At 71.9% G+C, this 18,855-nt stretch carries 18 protein-coding genes; 8 read left to right on the top strand and 10 right to left on the bottom strand.

Annotation, left to right across the window (positions count from 1 at the left end; genetic code table 11):
• Positions 1–57: 57 nt before the first annotated feature.
• Complete coding sequence (locus tag AB0D74_RS32820) at positions 58–1,302, bottom strand: Ig-like domain-containing protein (protein WP_362595054.1); 1,245 nt, start codon at positions 1,300–1,302, stop codon at positions 58–60.
• A 223-nt stretch (positions 1,303–1,525) separates the two neighbouring features.
• Entirely contained in the window at positions 1,526–1,867 is a 342-nt protein-coding gene (locus AB0D74_RS32815; protein ID WP_362595052.1) for a hypothetical protein, read from the bottom strand.
• Positions 1,868–1,977: 110 nt separating this feature from the next.
• Here AB0D74_RS32815 and AB0D74_RS32810 point away from each other — a divergent pair, with 110 nt between their 5' ends.
• Both AB0D74_RS32810 and AB0D74_RS32805 read left to right on the top strand, forming a co-directional pair.
• Positions 1,978–2,295 (top strand): LAETG motif-containing sortase-dependent surface protein, encoded by a 318-nt coding sequence (locus AB0D74_RS32810; RefSeq protein ID WP_093499425.1) that lies wholly within the window; start codon positions 1,978–1,980, stop codon positions 2,293–2,295.
• A 41-nt stretch (positions 2,296–2,336) separates the two neighbouring features.
• Positions 2,337–3,116 (top strand): hypothetical protein, encoded by a 780-nt coding sequence (locus AB0D74_RS32805; RefSeq protein ID WP_362595050.1) that lies wholly within the window; start codon positions 2,337–2,339, stop codon positions 3,114–3,116.
• Between the two features lie 114 nt (positions 3,117–3,230).
• Here the strand turns inward: AB0D74_RS32805 and hutH are convergent, their stop codons facing one another.
• The 3 genes from hutH to AB0D74_RS32790 all read right to left on the bottom strand — a co-directional run bounded on the left by hutH (position 3,231) and on the right by AB0D74_RS32790 (position 7,017).
• Positions 3,231–4,799, bottom strand: a complete 1,569-nt coding sequence (hutH, locus tag AB0D74_RS32800; protein WP_362595179.1) for a histidine ammonia-lyase — start codon at positions 4,797–4,799, stop codon at positions 3,231–3,233.
• Positions 4,800–4,875: 76 nt separating this feature from the next.
• The gene (locus tag AB0D74_RS32795; RefSeq protein ID WP_362595048.1) at positions 4,876–6,021 is read right to left on the bottom strand and encodes a sensor domain-containing diguanylate cyclase; all 1,146 of its coding nucleotides are present in this window, start codon (positions 6,019–6,021) and stop codon (positions 4,876–4,878) included.
• Between the two features lie 201 nt (positions 6,022–6,222).
• Complete coding sequence (locus tag AB0D74_RS32790; RefSeq protein ID WP_362595046.1) at positions 6,223–7,017, bottom strand: enoyl-CoA hydratase-related protein; 795 nt, start codon at positions 7,015–7,017, stop codon at positions 6,223–6,225.
• Positions 7,018–7,230: 213 nt separating this feature from the next.
• Between AB0D74_RS32790 and AB0D74_RS32785 the strand changes: the two genes are divergently transcribed.
• On the top strand, positions 7,231–7,956 hold the full coding sequence (locus AB0D74_RS32785; RefSeq protein ID WP_362595044.1) for a hypothetical protein: 726 nt from the start codon (positions 7,231–7,233) through the stop codon (positions 7,954–7,956).
• Between the two features lie 116 nt (positions 7,957–8,072).
• Here AB0D74_RS32785 and AB0D74_RS32780 read toward each other — a convergent pair whose 3' ends face one another.
• Both AB0D74_RS32780 and AB0D74_RS32775 read right to left on the bottom strand, forming a co-directional pair.
• Positions 8,073–9,188: an adenylate/guanylate cyclase domain-containing protein gene (locus AB0D74_RS32780; RefSeq protein WP_362595042.1), complete on the bottom strand. Its 1,116-nt coding sequence runs from the start codon at positions 9,186–9,188 to the stop codon at positions 8,073–8,075.
• 416 nt (positions 9,189–9,604) lie between these two features.
• The gene (locus AB0D74_RS32775) at positions 9,605–10,477 is read right to left on the bottom strand and encodes a biotin--[acetyl-CoA-carboxylase] ligase (protein ID WP_362595040.1); all 873 of its coding nucleotides are present in this window, start codon (positions 10,475–10,477) and stop codon (positions 9,605–9,607) included.
• Positions 10,478–10,587: 110 nt separating this feature from the next.
• Between AB0D74_RS32775 and AB0D74_RS32770 the strand changes: the two genes are divergently transcribed.
• From AB0D74_RS32770 to AB0D74_RS32755, 4 genes are all read left to right on the top strand, one after another.
• On the top strand, positions 10,588–12,180 hold the full coding sequence (locus tag AB0D74_RS32770) for an acyl-CoA carboxylase subunit beta (RefSeq protein ID WP_362595038.1): 1,593 nt from the start codon (positions 10,588–10,590) through the stop codon (positions 12,178–12,180).
• A gap of 9 nt (positions 12,181–12,189) precedes the next feature.
• Positions 12,190–12,402, top strand: a complete 213-nt coding sequence (locus tag AB0D74_RS32765; protein WP_362595036.1) for an acyl-CoA carboxylase epsilon subunit — start codon at positions 12,190–12,192, stop codon at positions 12,400–12,402.
• A gap of 139 nt (positions 12,403–12,541) precedes the next feature.
• Positions 12,542–12,670: a hypothetical protein gene (locus tag AB0D74_RS32760; protein WP_362595034.1), complete on the top strand. Its 129-nt coding sequence runs from the start codon at positions 12,542–12,544 to the stop codon at positions 12,668–12,670.
• 37 nt (positions 12,671–12,707) lie between these two features.
• The gene (locus tag AB0D74_RS32755; protein WP_362595032.1) at positions 12,708–13,310 is read left to right on the top strand and encodes a nucleoside triphosphate pyrophosphatase; all 603 of its coding nucleotides are present in this window, start codon (positions 12,708–12,710) and stop codon (positions 13,308–13,310) included.
• Here the strand turns inward: AB0D74_RS32755 and AB0D74_RS32750 are convergent.
• On the bottom strand, positions 13,282–13,836 hold the full coding sequence (locus AB0D74_RS32750) for a hypothetical protein (RefSeq protein WP_362595030.1): 555 nt from the start codon (positions 13,834–13,836) through the stop codon (positions 13,282–13,284). The two genes, AB0D74_RS32755 and AB0D74_RS32750, sit on opposite strands and share 29 nt — an antisense overlap.
• Before the next feature lie 382 nt (positions 13,837–14,218).
• On the opposite strand from AB0D74_RS32750, the gene AB0D74_RS32745 reads away from it, so the two are divergent.
• Positions 14,219–15,991: a biotin carboxylase N-terminal domain-containing protein gene (locus tag AB0D74_RS32745; RefSeq protein ID WP_362595028.1), complete on the top strand. Its 1,773-nt coding sequence runs from the start codon at positions 14,219–14,221 to the stop codon at positions 15,989–15,991.
• Between the two features lie 200 nt (positions 15,992–16,191).
• On the opposite strand, the gene AB0D74_RS32740 is transcribed toward AB0D74_RS32745, so the two are convergent.
• A complete protein-coding gene (locus AB0D74_RS32740; protein ID WP_362595026.1) occupies positions 16,192–17,154 on the bottom strand; it encodes a DeoR/GlpR family DNA-binding transcription regulator in 963 nt (320 codons plus the stop codon).
• A 166-nt stretch (positions 17,155–17,320) separates the two neighbouring features.
• Positions 17,321–18,769 (bottom strand): NAD(P)H-quinone dehydrogenase, encoded by a 1,449-nt coding sequence (locus AB0D74_RS32735; protein ID WP_362595024.1) that lies wholly within the window; start codon positions 18,767–18,769, stop codon positions 17,321–17,323.
• Between the last annotated feature and the right edge of the window lie 86 nt (positions 18,770–18,855).

The following is an 18,855-nucleotide window of genomic DNA, read 5'->3' as shown; positions in this document are numbered from 1 at the left end:
CGCCGAAGGCGGCCGTCCCCCGGAGGGACGGCCGCCTTCCTGTGGCGCGCGGCCGGCTCAGACGGCCGAACCGGCCTTCCAGTCGGCCCAGTTCATGTTCCAGCCGTTGAGGCCGTTGTCGGGGGCCACGGTCTTGTCGCCGGTGTGGGAGATGACCACCACGTCACCGACGATCGAGTGGCTGTACATCCAGTAGGCGGGCGTGCTGGTGTCGTTGGCGCCCTTGGTGTCGGACAGGCCCACGCAGCCGTGGCTGGTGTTCACCGCGCCGAAGACGGACTTGGCGCCCCAGTAGTTGCCGTGCAGGAAGGTGCCGGAGCTGGTGAGGCGGATGGCGTGCGGCACGTCCTTGATGTCGTACTCGCCCTTGCCGTCGCTGTCGGTGAAGCCCACGGTCGCGCCGTTCATGCGCGTCTCCTTGAACTTCTCGGACATCACCATGGTGCCGTTGTACGTCTTGTTCTCGGGCGAACCGGCGGAGATCGGGATGGTCTTGACGGTCTTGCCGTCCTGGGTGACCTTCATCTCCTTGGTCTGGGCGTCGACGTAGGAGACCTGGTTGCGGCCGATGTGGAAGGTGACCGTCTTCTGCTGGACGCCGTAGACACCGGAGGCGCCCTGCACACCGTCGAGCGCCAGCTTCAGCGTGACGGTGGAGTTCTCCTTCCAGTAGTCCTCGGGGCGGCAGTCCATGCGCTGGGTGGAGAACCAGTGGCAGGCGACCTCCTGGCCGCTGCTGGAGGTGACCGTGACGCCCTTCTGGACGGCGGCCTTGTCCGTGATCTGCTTGTCGAAGTTGATCGACACGGGCATGCCGACGCCGACGGTCGAACCGTCCTCGGGGGTGAAGGTGCCTATGAAGCTGTTGGCCGGGGAGACCGTGGTGAAGGACGCGTTCTCGTGCGCGACCAGACCGGCGGAGTCCTTGGCCTCGGCGGCGACCTTGTAGGTGGTGGACCGCTCCAGCTGGGCGGAGGGCTTCCAGCTGGTCTTGTCGGCGGACAGCGCGCCGGCGACCGCGGTGCCGTCGGCGGTGGTCATGGTGACGCCGGTGAGCGTGCCCTTGCTGACCGTGACGGCCGCGGAGTTGTTGATCGACGCGTTGGCCGAGCCGTCCTTGGGCGTGATGGTGATGTCGGCCTTCGACGACTTCTTCGCCGCGGCCTCGTCCGCCTGGGCCTGCGAGCTCTGGCCGCTACCGGACGCCTTGTCGTCGCTCCCGGAACACGCCGTGAGCACCAGTACACCGCCGAGCAGTGCGGACGCGGCCACCAGGCCCTTGCGCCGCTTACTGTCCGTCATCACACGCTTCTCCATCGTTGCCGAGTCCACGAACACACCGAGAGTCCCCGTCAGGAAGTCCCAACGCTGCGGATGCGTCGTCCCGTTCCACATTCTTCGGATCTGTGGGACACGCCACGCCCACAGGGGCGGCCGGTGCGGGAGGGACCGGTCCGCGCGCCTCCTGAGACGACGAAACCCCGGACGGCGGTTGCCGCCCGGGGTCACCGGTTCCCCGGATCGCTCAGTCGATGCCGCCCTCTTCGTCGTCCTCGCCATCATCCTCGTCGAGATCCCAGTCCGGCGAATCGGGATCGTAGGAAATCCGCTCGCTGGACCACGAGGCCTGCTGGAGCTCGACCCCGGGCACCTCGCTGACCAGGTCGAACGGATCGACGAGATAGGCGAGCGCCTCGGCGGTGTCTTCCGTCACAGCGGCCTCGGCCTGGGTCCGCTCCTCGCCGGGCAGGTCGGGATCCCCGGCGATCCGGCGCAACGCGGCCTTGGTGAGTTCACCGGCGTCCTCCACTTCGAGGACCAGCTCCACCCGAAGCCGCACAAAACGTGATGTCTCTGGAGTGCTCATGGCGGGAGCGTACGACCGAAACCTCCCGTGACTTTCCCGTGACCCGCGATTTTCACTAACATCGGCCCACACGGCCAATTCGCCAGCGTCACAAGGGGGATCGATATTCCGTGTCATCCGCTCGCCGCCCGTTGCTGACCGCCACCGCCGCAGGCACGCTCCTGTGCGCACTGTGGTTCGTCCCGTCCGCCCACGCGTCGCAGGACGCCCCGGCGAGAACCGGCACGTCGGAGAGTACGGCGACCCGGGTCACCCAGCAGGCGAGGGCGCTGTCCGAGGCCACCTCCGAGGCGACCGGGGACGCCACCCACCTCGCCGACACCGGCAGCCCGGACACCACGCCGTACGTCGTCGGCGGCACCCTCTTCCTCGCCGTCGGCGCGGGCTTCGTGGTGTATTCGGTCCGCCGGGAACGCCTGGAGTTCTAAACAACTTGACCGGTCCTTGACCGAAGACTCACAGTCCTCTCATGAAGAGATCATCGGGCGTGCGGACCTGCGCCCTCACCGTCGGCGGCGCGCTGTCCCTCGCCCTCATCACGGGCTGCTCCGACGGGAGTTCCACGGACCCCAAGGGCACCGCGCGGGAGGCGTCCGCCGTCAGGGCGCTGAGCACCGGGGAGTTGAAGCAGCGGATCCTCGCGCAGGGCGAGGTGGACGGCTACAAGGTCAACGCGATCGGCGAGGCCGCGCACCGCACCACCGTCAAGTCGAGCGACGACAAGTGCCGTCCGCTGGCCTACGTCCTCACCGGCCTCGCCCCGGCCGACCCGGCGACCGAGATCGGCCGCACGGTACGCGAGGACAAGAAGGACCCGACCGACGACGCGACCTCCCTCGACGACATGGCCGACGGCAAGTTCGAGAGCGCGCTCAAGGACTCCCTGAACCTGGACATCACCTCGCTCGACCTGTCGTCGTACGACGGCGACGGCGCCCAGCAGGCCCTGCGGGCCGTCTCGACCGCCCTCGAGAGCTGCGCGGCAGGCTTCACGGGCGGCGCCTCCGGCGACGAGCAGAAGGTCACGAAGGTGACACCGACCAAGGCGTCCGGCTCGGGCGACGAGTCGGTCGCCTTCACCGCCACCACCGACATGGACGGCGACAAGGGCCCCCTGCACGCCGAGGTCGTCCGCCACGGCAACACGGTCGCCACGTACTTCACGATGAACATCGGCGCGATGATGACCGGCAAGACCTACACGGTCCCACCGGCCGTGATCAAGGCCCAGTCGGCGAAGCTGAACTGACCGGTTTTCCGAAGGGGCGCTCACCGGAGCGCCCCTTAGGGGCGCGGGGCTGTACCTATACGCGGCTGCCGCCGCGTGGGCGCGACCGGCCCCCACGCGCCCGCAGCCGACGAACTACCGCAGCGGCCCGGTCACCGTCTCCGCCGCAGCCACAACTCCCCCGCCCCGCACGAACTCCTCTGCCGCGGCGAGGTCGGGCGCCAGGAACCGGTCCGGCCCGGGCCCCCGCACCCCCGCCGAGCGCACCGCGTCGATCACCGCCCGGGACGCCGGCGCCGGCTCCAGCCCCTCCCGCAACTCGACGGCCCGGCCGGCCGCATACAGCTCGACGGCGATGATCCGCGTCAGATTCCCCACGGCCGTCCGCAGCTTGCGCGCCGCCGACCACCCCATCGACACGTGGTCCTCCTGCATCGCCGAGGACGGGATCGAGTCGGCCGACGCCGGAACGGCGAGCCGCTTCAACTCGCTGACCAGCGCCGCCTGCGTGTACTGGGCGATCATCAGCCCCGAGTCGACGCCCGCGTCGTCCGCGAGGAACGGCGGCAGCCCGTGGCTGCGGTTCTTGTCCAGCAGCCGGTCCGTGCGCCGCTCGGCGATCGACCCGAGGTCGGCCACCGCGATCGCGAGGAAGTCGAGGACGTAGGCGACCGGCGCGCCATGGAAGTTGCCGTTGGACTCGACACGGCCTCCCCCAGAGCCGAAAGCCTGGGAGGTGCCCCCAGGCAGCACGACCGGGTTGTCGACGGCCGACGCCAGCTCCCGCTCGGCGACCAGCCGCGCGTGCGCGAGCGTGTCCCGCCCGGCCCCGGCGACCTGCGGAGCACACCGCACCGAGTACGCGTCCTGGACGCGCGGCGCGTCGTCCTGGTGGTGCCCGGTCAGCTGGGAGCCCTGGAGAACGGCGAGCATGTTGGCGGCGCTGTCGCCCTGCCCCGGGTGCGGCCGGATGGCGTGCAGCTCGGGCGCGAGCACCCTGTCCGTGCCGAGCAGCGCCTCCAGGCTCAACGCGGCGGTGACGTCGGCCGACTTGTAGAGCATGTCGAGGTCGGCGAGGGCCATGACCAGCATGCCGAGCATGCCGTCGGTGCCGTTGAGAAGGGCAAGACCCTCCTTCTCGCGCAGTTCGACGGGGGCGATCCCGTGCTCGGCGAGCAGCTCACCGGCGGGCCGTACGACCCCGTCGGGGCCCTCGGCGTCGCCCTCGCCCATCAGGGTGAGGGCGCAGTGGGAGAGCGGGGCCAGGTCCCCGGAGCAGCCCAGGGAGCCGTACTCGTGCACGACCGGGGTGATGCCGGCGTTCAGCACATCGGCCATGGTCTGCGCGACCTCGGGACGCACACCGGTGTGCCCGGAGCAGACGGTCTTCAGCCGCAGGAACATCAGGGCCCGTACGACCTCGCGCTCCACCCGGGGCCCCATGCCGGCCGCGTGCGAGCGGACGATGTTGCGCTGCAGCTGGGCCCGCAGCTCCGGGCTGATGTGCCGGGTCGCCAGGGCGCCGAAGCCGGTGCTGACGCCGTAGACCGGGTCCGGCTTGGCCGCCAGCGCGTCCACGATCTCGCGGGCCGCCGCGAGGGCCGCGACCGCTTCCGCGGACAGTTCGATCCGGGCGCCGCCGCGCGCCACGGCAAGAACGTCGGACGCGGTGACACCGGACGTCCCCACCACCACAGTGTGCATATCCATATTCAGGAGCGTACGCAGTGAATGCAGCCGCTGTCACTAGTGGGGCATGGGGTTGCCCCTTACTTGTACGTCACAGCCCCCGGCGTCCGCGGAAGCTCCGCCGCTCCGCCCGCTCCGGCGGCGGCGCGTCGGCCAGCCGCACCACGGGGTCGTCCGGCCCCTCCCGCCCGGCCACCACCGGCCGCTCGGCGCGCAGCGCCTTGGCCCGGTACTGGGCCGCGTCGGCGAGCCGGAACAGCCGACGGCCGGAGCGCACGGGACCGATCGGGTCCGCGGTCGAGGCGACCCCGCACGCGACCCCCTCGCCCAGCTCCAACTCACCTGCCCTGCGGCAGAGTTCACCGGCCGCCTTGACCACGTCGTCGGCGGGCGGGCCCACCGCCAGCAGACAGAACTCGTCCCCGCCGAGCCGCGCGGCCAGCGCGCCCGGAAGCATCGCCCCGCACAGCGACAGCACCGAGCCGAAGCGCTCCAGGAGGCGGTCGCCGACGGCGTGCCCGCAGGTGTCGTTGACCTTCTTCAGCCCGTTGAGGTCGCAGACGACCAGGCTGACCACGACCCCTTCCGCGCGGTGCTGCTCGACCGCCTCGTCGAGCCGTACGTCGACGGCACGGCGGTTGGCGAGCCCGGTGAGGGCGTCGGTGTACGCGAGCCGGCGGGCCTCCTCCAGCCGCTCGGTCTGCGCGATCCCGGCGGCGACGACGGAGGCGAGGACGGTGGCGAAGTCGGCGTCGGCGCGGCCGAAGACGGGCGCGCGGACGGCGCGGGCCACGTACAGCTCACCCCAGGCCCTGCCGTGCAGCACGACCGGGGCGACCAGGCAGCAGCCGCGGCCCCGGCGGCGCAGGGCGTCGACACGGCGGTGGGAGTAACCGGGGCGGCCGGCGGCGGGACCCTCGGCCGTCTCGACCCAGGCGTTGGGGCCGCCGCCGCCCGCCCAGCGTTCGTGCAGGAACTCGGTGATCTCCGGGAACTGGTGCACCGGATAGGCCTCGGCCTCCGGGAACTCCTCCTCGTCGGGGGCGCGCTCCCCGACGTTCACGAGGACCCGGAGCCGGCCGAGCTCGCGCTCCCAGACGGAGAGCGCGGCGAAGCTGCCGTCCAGCGCACGGCAGGCGCCGGTCGCGGCGGCGTGCCAGCACTCACGCGGGGTGTGAGCCGCGGCCATGCCCTGCGCTAGCGCCACGACGGCGGCGAGCCGGTTGTCCTCACCCATTACTCCAGGTTAGGGAGTATTTGATGCATTCGGGACGTTGGTGCGGCGAACAGGTGTTGCGACGACCGGTCTCGTCGCGGACCGCGAGCCGGTGGGGGTTGCTCGCGCAGTTCCCCGCGCCCCTTACGGGGCACGACTCAGCCGCGGCACCCGGCCGGCGCCGGTGAGCGTCCCCACCTCCCGGCCCCACCCACCCGCACGTCACTCCCCCGGCCACTCCGGCGGACGCTTCTCGTTGAACGCGGCGACCCCCTCCGCCCGGTCCCCCGAGAACGCCACCGTCCGCCATGCCGCGTCCTCCACCTCCAGCCCCGTCCGCAGATCCAGCCCGTGCCCGAGCCGCAACGCCCGCTTCGCCGCCCGCAGCCCCACCGGCGAGTTCGCCGCCATCCGCGCCGCCAGCTCCAGCGCCGCCTCCCGGTCCTGCCCCGCCTCCACCAGCTCGTCGACCAGACCCAGCGCACGCGCCTCCGGCGCCGCCACCCGCCGCGCCGAGAAGATCAGCTCGGCCGCGCGGGCCGCCCCCACCCGGCGCGGCAGCAGCTGCGTACCGCCGCCGCCCGGGATCACGCCCACCGACACCTCGGGCAGGCCCACCACGGCCGTGCCGTCGGCCACGATCACGTCGCAGGACAGGGCCAGTTCGAAGCCCCCGCCGAGCGCGTAACCGTGCACGGCGGCGATCGTCGGCATCGGCAGCTCCAGCACACCGGTGTACGCCCCGCGCGACAGCGGCCGTGACCTGAGCAGCTCCGCGTCGGTCATCGCGTTGCGCTCCTTCAGGTCGGCGCCGACGCAGAACGCCCGCTCGTGCGAGGAGGTCAGCACGACCACCCGGACATCCCGGTCGGCGCCCAGCGCGGCGCACGCGGCCACGATCGAACGCGCCATCTCCGCCGACACCGCGTTCATGGCCTTGGGCCGGTCCAGCACCAGCTCCGTGACGTGGCCGTGCCGTCGTACCAGCACGAACTCCCCGAACCGCTCCTCGCTCACGACACACCCTCCGGTTAACGCGAGTTAACAGCCTGACCCCGATCATCCCAGCCGAGTTGCGAACGGGAAAGGCCGGCCGCCCGGTTCCCGCACCCACCCCCGGCAACCCGTTCGAGTGACATCCCGCCCAAGTCACGCCTCACCGCCCAGGGGAGCGCATAACGTGCGCTCGCCATGCGCACCGGGGGCGCGAGGGCATCGGGAGGGATCGTGATGACCCAGTCGTCGACACAGCCGACGCGAGAAACCGACCTCACGGCCGCAGAGCCGACGCCGGACGCGGACACCACGCCGCCGTCCGCCGCCCACCCCACCCCGACGCCTACCGCGCGCACCGCCCCGACACCCGCCACCCACCCCGCCCCGACGCCTACCGCGCGCATCGCCCCCGCCGGCCCGCGCCTGTTCGTCCCCCACCCCCGAGGCCGGCACCGCCGCCCCCGGCCGCGCAGGGTCCTGCTCGTCGTGGGCGGGATCGCGCTGGCCGCCGGGGCCCTGAGCCTCGTCCGGGTGAGCGTGGGTCCCGGCGCCGGCGCACCCGGCGCCGCGGAGGCGGAACCGGGGCCCGGTCCGGACGCCGGGGCGGGCCGGTCGACCCCCGCCGCCGCCACGGTCGCCACCGCCACCACCATCCCCCGGCCGAGCCTCTCGCCGGCCTCGGCGACGGACGGGGCGAGCCCGGCACCGACGACGACCTCCACCGTCGTACCCCTCCCGGCCACGACTCCCCCGGGCCCGCCCGCCGCGCCGGGCACGACCACCATCCCCGAGTCCCCCGCCCCCCGGGCTCCCTCGGCCACCCCACGCCCCGCCTCTACCCCGCCCCGGAACACACCCGCCCCCACCCCCACACCGCAGCCCTCCGCCCCCGGCCTGCCGGGCCTCTGCGTCCCGATCATCGGCCTGTGCGTCGACGCGGCGGGAACACCAGGCGGCTGACGTCGACTTCACCGCGGACACAGCAGACACAGCGGGAACAGTGCGAACAGTGCGAACAGCGGAAGCCTCCGCCACAGCAGGTCGGACGGCAGACCGGCAGCAGGGGCAGTAGCGGCCTACGCGGGCGGGACCGCCCCGTCCCGGCGGGTGAGCAGCCAGGGTTCCACGACCCCCAGGCCACGCACCGGGCGCTGCCACATCGGCTGGAGGGCGAAGCGGTACACGGGGGGCTCCTCGCCCTCCTTCTCGGCGGTCGCCGCCTCCTCCGCCGCGGCGGCCTCCGAGGCCGGCGCCTCCCCGACCCGGATCAGCTCCTCCGCGAACGCGCTGTCGACGAGCACGGCGTCGCGCGGGGCTATCGAGGTGAGGCGGGAGGCGAGGTTCACGGTCGTACCGAAGACATCGCCCATTCGGGTGGTGACCGTGCCGAAGGCCATGCCGACGCGGAGCTCCGGCATCGTCTCGTCGTTCGCCATGGTCTCGACGAGGCGCAGCGCGATGTCGGCGGCGACCCCGGCGTCGTCGGCCGCGTACAGGACCTCGTCGCCGAGGGTCTTGATGAGCCGGCCGCCGCGGGCCGCCACCAGGTCGGCGGCGGTGGTCTCGAAGGCCTCGACCAGCTCGCCGAGTTCCTCCTCCTCCATGCGCCGGGTCAGCCGGGTGAACCCGACGAGGTCGGCGAAGCCGACGGCGAGGCGGCGGTCGACCATCTCCTCGTCGTCGGTGGCCTGCACGACCCGGCCGGCCGAGGCGGCGAGCTGGCGGCGCCAGACGTAGACGAGGAACTCCTCCAGCTCGGGCAGGAGCAGTTCGACGATCGGGTACGTGACCTCGGTGCGGGTCATGCCCGGCTCGGGCGGCTCGGTCAGGCCCTCCAGGAAGGAATCCATCTGCCACTCGGCCAGACGGGCGGTGGTCTGCCCCGTGGACCGCGCCACCTGCACGGCCATGGCCTCGCTGAGCAGCCCCGCCTCGACGAGGCCGGCGAGCCGGCGCAGGGCCAGTACGTCGGCCTCCGTCAGCGCCTTGGCCTGGCCGATGTCGGCGAAGCCCATCGCCCGCCAGAACCGCGACGCCAGCTCCATGGAGACACCGGCGCTGCGGGCCGCCTGGAAGGGCGTGTAGCGGCGCTCGGCCCCGAGGATCAGGCCTTCGAGACGCAGCGCGAGGGGGTCCTCGCCGGAGTCGGCGGCGTCCGCGCCCGCGCCGGAGCCCGTGTCGTCGACGGTCACGCCTGCTGCCCTTCCGATCTACCGCGGTCGCATACCGACCAGGCTCAACTCTACGGCAGCTGTGCGGTAGCTCACTTCGTGAGGAAAGCCGACATCGAGGTGGTGAGGGGTCCAGTTTCGAGTGCGGGCCACTGGGGGTTTCTCGCGCAGTTCCCCGCGCCCCTCACGGGGCCACCCAGCCGCCGGCAGGCACTCCACCGCAGGCCGGTGGGGGTTGCCCGCACAGTTCCCCGCGCCCCCTGCGGGGCGCTTCACAGCTGCCCGCAGGCGCTCTGCCGCGGGACGGTGGGGGCTGAGCGCGCAGTTCCCCGCGCCCCTTGCGGGGCTTCTTGGCTGCGGGCAGGCGTGCCGCAGGGCGGCACGGGTGGGCGCGGCGGCACCCTGCAAGCGCCGGTAAGCGAACCCGGCCCCCGGGCTCACGCCGGGCGCAGGTGCACGATGTCGCCTGCGCCCACCGGCTCCTGGACCCCCTCCTTCGTGGCGATCACCAGCCGTCCGTCGCCGTCGATCGCCACCGCCTCCCCGACCAGCTCCCGGTCCCCGGGCAGCTCCGCCCGTACCGTCCGCCCCAGCGTCGCGCAGCCCGCCGCGTACGCCTCCTGGAGCCCGCTCGCGCCCGGATCGCCGCCTGCCTCGCGCCAGCGCCCGTACCAGTCCTCCAGGGACCGCAGAACGGCCCTCAGCAGCGTCTCCCGGTCGGTGCTCACCGCTCCGGCCAGCGCCAGCGAAGCGGCCTGCGGCACCGGCAGTTCCGCCGCGCGGAGCGTGACGTTGATGCCGACGCCGACCACCACCCCGTCCTCGCCGGCCCGCTCCGCGAGGATGCCCCCGGCCTTGCGCTCCTCGTGACCGACGGTGACGAGGAGGTCGTTCGGCCACTTCAGCGCCGTGTCGACGCCCGCGCCCCGCGCCAGCCCCGTCGCCACCGCCACCCCCGTGAGCAGCGGCAGCCAGCCCCAGCGGGCCACCGGCACCTCGGCCGGCTTCAGCAGCACCGAGAAGAACAGGCCCGAGCGGGCCGGCGCCGTCCACTGCCGGTCCAGCCGGCCCCGCCCCGCCGTCTGCTCCTCGGCGACCAGCACCGCGCCCTCGTCGGCGTCCCCCGCGACGGCCCGGGCCACGAGGTCGGAGTTGGTGGAGCCGGTGCGGTCCACGACCTCGATGCCGGTGTAGAGGCCCTGGCCGCCGTCCCGCACCAGGGCCCTGCGCAGCCCGGCCCCGTTCAGCGGTGGACGGTCCAGGTCGGACCAACGATTGTTGTTCGCGTCTGCTGCGTCTCGCGGCGTCATGCAAGCCACCCTAGGTGTGTTGTACGCCGCACTGCCGTTTGGTAGGCGCCCCACTACGCTACGGATGAGTAACCGTCCCCCCTTTTGAGCAGGCAGGGAGCCGCATCCCGATGTCCGAGCCGGAAGAGATCGACATTCACACGACCGCGGGGAAGCTCGCGGATCTCCAGCGCCGTGTCCACGAAGCGACACACGCCGGTTCGGAGCGCGCCGTAGAAAAGCAGCACGCCAAGGGCAAGCTGACGGCCCGTGAGCGGATCGAGCTGCTCCTCGACGAGGGCTCCTTCATCGAGCTGGACGAGTTCGCCCGGCACCGCTCCACCAACTTCGGCCTGGAGAACAACCGCCCCTACGGCGACGGCGTCGTCACCGGCTACGGCACGGTCGACGGCCGTCCTGTCGCCGTCTTCTCCCAGGACTTCACCGTCTTCGGCGGCGCCCTCGGCGAGGTCTACGGCCAGAAGATCGTCAAGGTCATGGACTTCGCCCTGAAGACCGGCTGCCCGGTCATCGGCATCAACGACTCCGGCGGCGCCCGCATCCAGGAAGGCGTCGCCTCCCTCGGTGCCTACGGTGAGATCTTCCGCCGCAACACCCACGCGAGCGGCGTGATCCCGCAGATCAGCCTTGTCGTCGGCCCCTGCGCCGGCGGCGCCGTGTACTCGCCGGCCATCACCGACTTCACGGTCATGGTCGACCAGACGTCCCACATGTTCATCACGGGCCCTGACGTCATCAAGACGGTCACCGGCGAGGACGTCGGCTTCGAGGAGCTGGGCGGCGCCCGGACCCACAACTCCGTGTCCGGCGTGGCCCACCACATGGCCGGCGACGAGAAGGACGCCGTCGAGTACGTCAAGCAGCTGCTGTCGTACCTGCCGTCGAACAACCTCTCCGAGCCCCCGGTCTTCCCCGAGGAGGCCGACCTCGCCGTCACCGACGAGGACCGCGAGCTGGACACCCTGGTCCCGGACAGCGCCAACCAGCCGTACGACATCCACACGGTGATCGAACACGTCGTCGACGACGGCGAGTTCTTCGAGACGCAGGCCCTGTTCGCCCCGAACATCGTCACCGGCTTCGGCCGCGTGGAAGGCCACCCGGTCGGCGTCGTCGCCAACCAGCCGATGCAGTTCGCCGGCTGCCTGGACATCAAGGCGAGCGAGAAGGCCTCCCGCTTCGTCCGCACCTGCGACGCCTTCAACGTCCCGGTCATCACCTTCGTCGACGTCCCCGGCTTCCTGCCCGGCGTCGACCAGGAGCACGACGGCATCATCCGCCGCGGCGCCAAGCTGATCTACGCCTACGCCGAGGCCACCGTCCCCCTCATCACCGTCATCACCCGCAAGGCCTTCGGCGGCGCCTACGACGTCATGGGCTCCAAGCACCTGGGCGCCGACCTCAACCTCGCCTGGCCCACCGCCCAGATCGCCGTCATGGGCGCCCAGGGCGCCGTCAACATCCTGCACCGCCGCACCATCGCGGAGGCGGAGGCCTCAGGAGAGGGCGAGGCCACCCGGGCCCGGCTGATCCGGGAGTACGAGGACACCCTCCTCAACCCCTACACGGCGGCCGAACGCGGCTACATCGACGCCGTCATCATGCCCTCGGACACCCGCCGCCACGTCGTACGGGGCCTGCGTCAGCTCCGTACCAAGCGCGAGTCCCTGCCCCCGAAGAAGCACGGCAACATCCCCCTCTAAGGAGCCGCTGTGACGATCAAGGTCATACGGGGCAACCCGACCCCGGAGGAACTGGCCGCCGCCCTGGCGGTCGTCAGGGCACGCGCGGCGGCAATGGCGGCAGCCGTCCCCGACCACGCCCCGGGCACGAAGGACGCCTGGTCCGACCCGTCCCGCATCGCCCGCCAACGCCTCCCCCAGCCGAGCGACAACGCCTGGACCCGCACCTACTGGCCGAGCTGAGTCCACCCACCCTCCTGGGGGCGCGGGGCTGTATCCGTTTGCGGCTCCGCCGCGCGGGCGCACGTAAGCGGAACCCCGAGCACCAATCTGAGTACCCCTACTCAGGCGCCCGAGGTCGGCCAAGCCCCACGCTGGTGACATGCTGTGGTCGGACCCCGAAGACGAGCCGCCGAAGGACCTGCAGGACATGCAGAACACCCTCCGGCGGCTCGGCGTCTTCCTGGCCCTGGTCATGATCGTCCTGATGATCGTGCTCGGCGTGAGGTGAGCAACCCCCTGTCGGCCCACCCCGATACGCTGCCCCCATGCGCAGACTCGTCCTCGCCTCCCAGTCCCCCGCCCGGCTGAACCTCCTGCGCCAGGCAGGCCTCGCCCCCGAGGTGATCGTCAGCGGCGTCGACGAGGACGCCGTCACCGCCCCCACCCCGGCCGACCTGGCCCTCGCCCTCGCCGAGGCCAAGGCCTCCGTCGTCGCCGCCCGCCCCGACGTCCAGGGCGCGATCGTCATCGGCTGCGACTCCGTGCTGGACCTCGACGGCCAGGCCCTCGGCAAGCCGGGCGACGCCGAGGAGGCCACCGCCCGCTGGAAGTCGATGCGCGGCCGGGCCGGCACCCTCCAGACCGGGCACTGCGTCTGGGACACGGCGAGCAAGCGCTGGGTGTCGGCGACCGCGTCCACGGTCGTACGGTTCGGCGAGCCCACCGACGAGGAGATCGCCGCGTACGTCGCCACGGGCGAACCGCTCTACGTGGCGGGAGCGTTCACCCTGGACGGCCGCAGCGCGCCGTTCATCGAGGGCATCGACGGCGACCACGGCAACGTGATCGGCATCAGCCTGCCCCTGGTCCGCCGGCTGCTCGCGGAGCTCGGCGTCGGCATCACGGAGTTGTGGGCGCCGGCGGAGTGAACGGCCCCGCGGGCGGCGTGTCGTTCCTGGCCTCCGCCCCCGGTCCCGCCGCCGGCTCCGGCTCCTCGGCGCTCGCTGGTCCGGAACCGCCCTCGCCGCCGCCGTCGGCCTCCGTACCCGCCCCGCCGGCCCCGTCCACCCGGTCGTACGTCATGAGGAGCAGGACGACGAGGGCGAGGACGATCACCATGTACAGGAACGCCCGCCAGCCGATCAGCCCCCAGGACACGGCACCCAGGAGGGCGTGCACGACCGCCACGCTGATCAGCAGCACCCGGCCGAGGCCGGCGGGCGGCCGGTTGCGGACGGCGACCAGGAGGGCCACCAGGCCGCACAGGGCGAAGTACAGGCCGAAGACCACGGCACCGGCCTTCGCGGACATCGACATCCGGTCCGGGTCGAGGCCGGCCAGGGACATGTCCTGGCGGTCGACGACCACCCCCATGAACCAGTTGAGCGCGGCGATGCCGAATGCCTCGGCGAAGAGTATGACCGCCACGACCCACGCCACCGGTCTGCGCACCACCGGTCCCCACCCACTTTCGTTCACGGCTCGACCGCTCGGCCCAGCCGGTGTTACTTGAAGTTCGTTCAAGACATCGCGAACGCTACTAACGGGTAAACCGCGGGACAAGGGGCCGGTCGGCAGCAAAGAAACGTTGGGCCATTCGTAGGGACTCAACAAAGAAACGGAGTGGGGCGCGGCACGCTCTCACAGAGACCTTGACCACATGACGGGGCTAGGGTTTCCCGAAGGAGTCCTGCGTACCGAGGTGCGACAAGGGATTTCCCGGGTCGGGTGACTCTCGCATCACGCTCCGTGTGGGCAAGGTCACCACTGGGGACGGGTCGAAGTGCCGTGTCGGCAGTCCCTAAACTCGGCTTGTTTCAAGGAGGGAGCCTCAATCGTGCGCAAGGTGCTCATCGCCAACCGTGGCGAAATCGCTGTCCGCGTGGCCCGGGCCTGCCGGGACGCCGGGATCGCGAGCGTGGCCGTCTACGCGGATCCGGACCGGGACGCTCTGCACGTCCGCGCCGCGGATGAGGCGTTCGCCCTGGGCGGTGACACCCCCGCCACCAGCTACCTGGACATCTCCAAGGTCCTCAACGCCGCCCGCGAAGCAGGCGCGGACGCCGTCCACCCGGGCTACGGCTTCCTCTCCGAGAACGCGGAGTTCGCGCAGGCGGTCCTGGACGCGGGCCTGACCTGGATCGGTCCGCCCCCGCAGGCCATCCGCGACCTCGGCGACAAGGTGGCCGCCCGGCACATCGCCCAGCGCGCCGGTGCCCCGCTGGTGGCCGGCACCCCGGACCCGGTGAACGGCGCCGACGAGGTCGTGGCCTTCGCCGAGGAGCACGGCCTGCCGATCGCCATCAAGGCGGCCTTCGGCGGCGGCGGGCGCGGGCTGAAGGTCGCCCGGACCCTCGAAGAGGTCCCGGAGCTGTACGACTCGGCCGTCCGTGAGGCCGTCGCCGCCTTCGGACGCGGCGAGTGCTTCGTGGAGCGCTACCTGGACCGCCCCCGGCACGTGGAGACCCAGTGCCTGGCCGACACCCACGGCAACGTGGTGGTCGTCTCCACCCGTGACTGCTCGCTCCAGCGCCGCCACCAGAAGCTGGTCGAGGAGGCCCCCGCGCCGTTCCTCTCCGAGGCCCAGGTCGCCGAGCTGTACCGCGCCTCCAAGGCCATCCTCAAGGAGGCCGGCTACGTCGGCGCGGGCACCTGCGAGTTCCTCGTCGGGCAGGACGGCACGATCTCCTTCCTGGAGGTCAACACCCGTCTCCAGGTCGAGCACCCGGTGACCGAGGAGGTCGCCGGCATCGACCTGGTCCGCGAGATGTTCCGCATCGCCGACGGCGAGGCGCTCGGCTACGACGACCCGGAGCTGCGCGGTCATTCGTTCGAGTTCCGCATCAACGGCGAGGACCCGGGCCGCAACTTCCTGCCAGCGCCCGGCACGGTCACCCGCTTCGACGCCCCCTCGGGCCCCGGCGTCCGCCTCGACGCGGGCGTGGAGGCCGGCTCGGTCATCGGCCCCGCCTGGGACTCGCTGCTGGCCAAGCTGGTCGTCACCGGCCGCACCCGCGCGGAGGCCCTGCAGCGGGCCGCCCGTGCCCTGGACGAGTTCCAGGTCGAGGGCATGGCCACGGCGATCCCGTTCCACCGCGTCGTCGTCCGCGACCCGGCGTTCGCCCCCGAGCTGACCGGCTCCGAGGACCCCTTCACGGTCCACACCCGCTGGATCGAGACCGAGTTCGTCAACGAGATCAAGCCCTTCACCGCCCCGGCCGACGCCGAGGCCGAGGAGGAGACCGGCCGTGAGACGGTCGTCGTCGAGGTCGGCGGCAAGCGCCTGGAGGTCTCCCTCCCGGCGTCCCTGGGCATGACCCTGGCCCGCACCGGCCTCGCCGCCGGCGCCAAGCCGAAGCGCCGCGCCGCCAAGAAGTCCGGCCCGGCCGCCTCCGGCGACACCCTCGCCTCGCCCATGCAGGGCACGATCGTCAAGGTCGCGGTCGAGGAGGGCCAGGAGGTCAAGGAGGGCGACCTGATCGTCGTGCTCGAAGCGATGAAGATGGAGCAGCCGCTCAACGCGCACAAGGCCGGCACCGTCAAGGGCCTTGCCGCCGAGGTCGGTGCGTCCCTCACCTCGGGCGCCGTGATCTGCGAGATCAAGGACTGACGCCACCCCGCACCGCACCGCCCGGCGAACATCACCCGTTCGCCGGGCACCCGGCTCTCCGGACGGTTTTCCGCACCGGAGGCCGTGCCGCGCCAGGGGATTCAGGCGTCAGCAACCCAGGAGTGCCGGGGGACGGCCTGCGCGCCCCGCCACGACGGCCCCGCACACGACCCTGCCTCCCGTGCGGCGGCCGGGCACACTCACCGCCGCCGCATGTCGGCGACCCGCCCCCGCTCGCCCCCCGTCGGCTGCTCTCCCCCCAGCATCGACGTCGACCGCAGCCCCGGCCCCTGACTCCGGCGCGGCCCCGGCAGGGCGACGTCCCGACGCTGTTGATGCTGCTGCTGCCGGGCCGGGGCCTGATCACCCCCCGGGTTTCCCGACGCCCCCGCCACGGCGATCTGCACCCCCTGGTCGGCAAGGGCCTGCAACTCGGTGACGGCACGGTCGTCATGGGGCGGCGGCTCGTCCGTGACCAGCCGGGTGATGAGGTCGGTCGGCACGGTCTGGAACATGGTGTCCGTGCCGAGCTTGGTGTGGTCGGCGAGGATGACGACCTCCGCGGCGGCCTGCACCAGCGCCCGGTCGACGGACGCCGACAGCATGTTGGACGTGGACAGCCCCCGCTCTGCCGTCAGGCCGCTCCCGGACAGGAAGGCCTTCGACACGCGCAGCCCTTGCAGGGACTGCTCCGCACCGGAGCCGACGAGCGCGTAGTTGGAGCCCCGCAGGGTGCCGCCGGTCATCACGACCTCGACCCGGTTGGCATGGGCCAACGCCTGCGCCACCAGCAGTGAGTTGGTGACGACGGTCAGGCCGGGCACTCTCGCCAGCCGGCGCGCGAGTTCCTGGGTCGTGGTCCCCGCCCCGACCACGATGGCCTCGCCCTCTTCGACGAGGCCCGCGGCGAGATCGGCGATGGCCGTCTTCTCGGCGGTCGCGAGATGGGATTTCTGCGGAAAGCCGGACTCCCGCGTGAATCCGCCCGGCAGTACCGCACCGCCATGCCGGCGGTCGAGGAGTCCTTCTGCCTCCAGTGCGCGCACGTCCCGCCGTACGGTCACTTCGGAGGTCTGGACGACGCGGGCGAGCTCACGGAGCGACACGGCCCCGTTCGCTCGCACCATTTCGAGGATCAATTGGCGACGTTCTGCAGCGAACACGAAACTGACAGTAACCCCAACGACCGTCTGCTTTCAGCAGTTTGCGCCGAATAGCAGAAGTTGTTCGCACAGCAGGGTCAGGAGTGGTATAGGGCCTACCCAGCCCGACTATGCCGTACGCATGCCCGACAACTCCCCGTGACCAGCGGGGAGTCGGTTCCGGCCGTCAGGCTTCGCCGTTCACCTTCCGGGTGTGCAGCTGCCGCGCCACCTCCGCGATCGACCCCGAAAGGGAGGGGTACACGGTGAACGCGTTCGCGATCTGTTCGACCGTCAGATTGTTGTCGACGGCGATCGAGATCGGATGGATCAGCTCCGAGGCCCGCGGCGAGACGACCACGCCGCCCACCACGATCCCGGTCCCCGGCCGGCAGAACAGCTTCACGAAGCCGTCCCGGATGCCCTGCATCTTCGCGCGCGGGTTGCGCAGCAGCGGCAGCTTCACGACGCGGGCGTCGATCTTCCCGGCATCCACGTCCGCCTGCGTGTACCCCACCGTCGCGATCTCGGGATCGGTGAACACGTTCGACGACACGGTCTTCAGGTTCAGCGGGGCCACCGCGTCGCCCAGGAAGTGGTACATGGCGATCCGCCCCTGCATGGCGGCCACCGACGCGAGCGCGAAGACACCGGTCACGTCACCCGCGGCATAGACGCCCGGGGCGCTCGTCCGGCTCACCTTGTCGGTCCAGATGTGCCCGGAGTCGCGCAGCTTGACGCCGGCCTCCTCCAGCCCCAGCCCGGCGCTGTTCGGAATGGCACCGACGGCCATCAGACAGTGCGTCCCGCTGATGACCCGCCCGTCCGCGAGCGTGACCTCGACCCGGTCCCCCACCCGCTTGGCAGCAGCCGCACGCGACCGGGCCATCACGTTCATCCCGCGCCGCCGGAAGACGTCCTCCAGCACGGCGGCGGCGTCCGGGTCCTCACCGGGCAGCACGCGGTCCCGCGACGACACCAGCGTGACCTTCGAACCGAGCGCCTGGTAGGCGCCCGCGAACTCGGCGCCGGTCACGCCGGACCCGACCACGATGAGCTCCTCGGGCAGCTCGGTCAGGTCGTACACCTGCGTCCAGTTCAGGATCCGCTCGCCGTCGGGCAGGGCGTCGGGCACCTCCCGCGGATGCCCGCCGGTGGCGATGAGCACCGCGTCCGCGACCAGGGTCTCCTCGCTCCCGTCCGCGGCGCTGACGACGACCTTCCGCGACCCGTCCAGGGCCTGCATGCCCTCCAGCCGTCCCCGCCCGCGCATGACCCGCGCACCCGCACGCGTCACGGACGCGGTGATGTCATGCGACTGCGCCAGCGCCAGCCGCTTCACACGCCGGTTGACCTTCCCCAGGTCGACCCCCACCACCCGAGCGGCCTGCTCCAGCGGCGGAGTGTCGTCGGCGACGATGATCCCCAGCTCTTCGTACGACGAATCGAAGGTCGTCATGACCTCGGCCGTAGCGATAAGGGTCTTCGACGGCACGCAGTCGGTCAGCACCGACGCTCCGCCCAGACCGTCGCAGTCGACGACGGTCACCTCCGCGCCGAGCTGCGCTGCCACCAGCGCCGCTTCATAGCCGCCGGGTCCGCCACCGATGATCACGATCCGAGTCACGTACTCCATTGTCCCGCACGCCTCAAGGTGCCACTGCCCGGGGGCGCCACCCGCCGCCGCCTGGGGCAGGAGTGACACCCGGGACGGCTGCCGTA

The sequence above is a fragment of the Streptomyces sp. NPDC048278 genome (assembly GCF_040652195.1).
GTDB lineage: Bacteria > Actinomycetota > Actinomycetes > Streptomycetales > Streptomycetaceae > Streptomyces.
The sequence above is the reverse complement of the archived record's forward strand: the minus strand, read 5'-3'. Positions and strand labels throughout refer to the sequence as shown.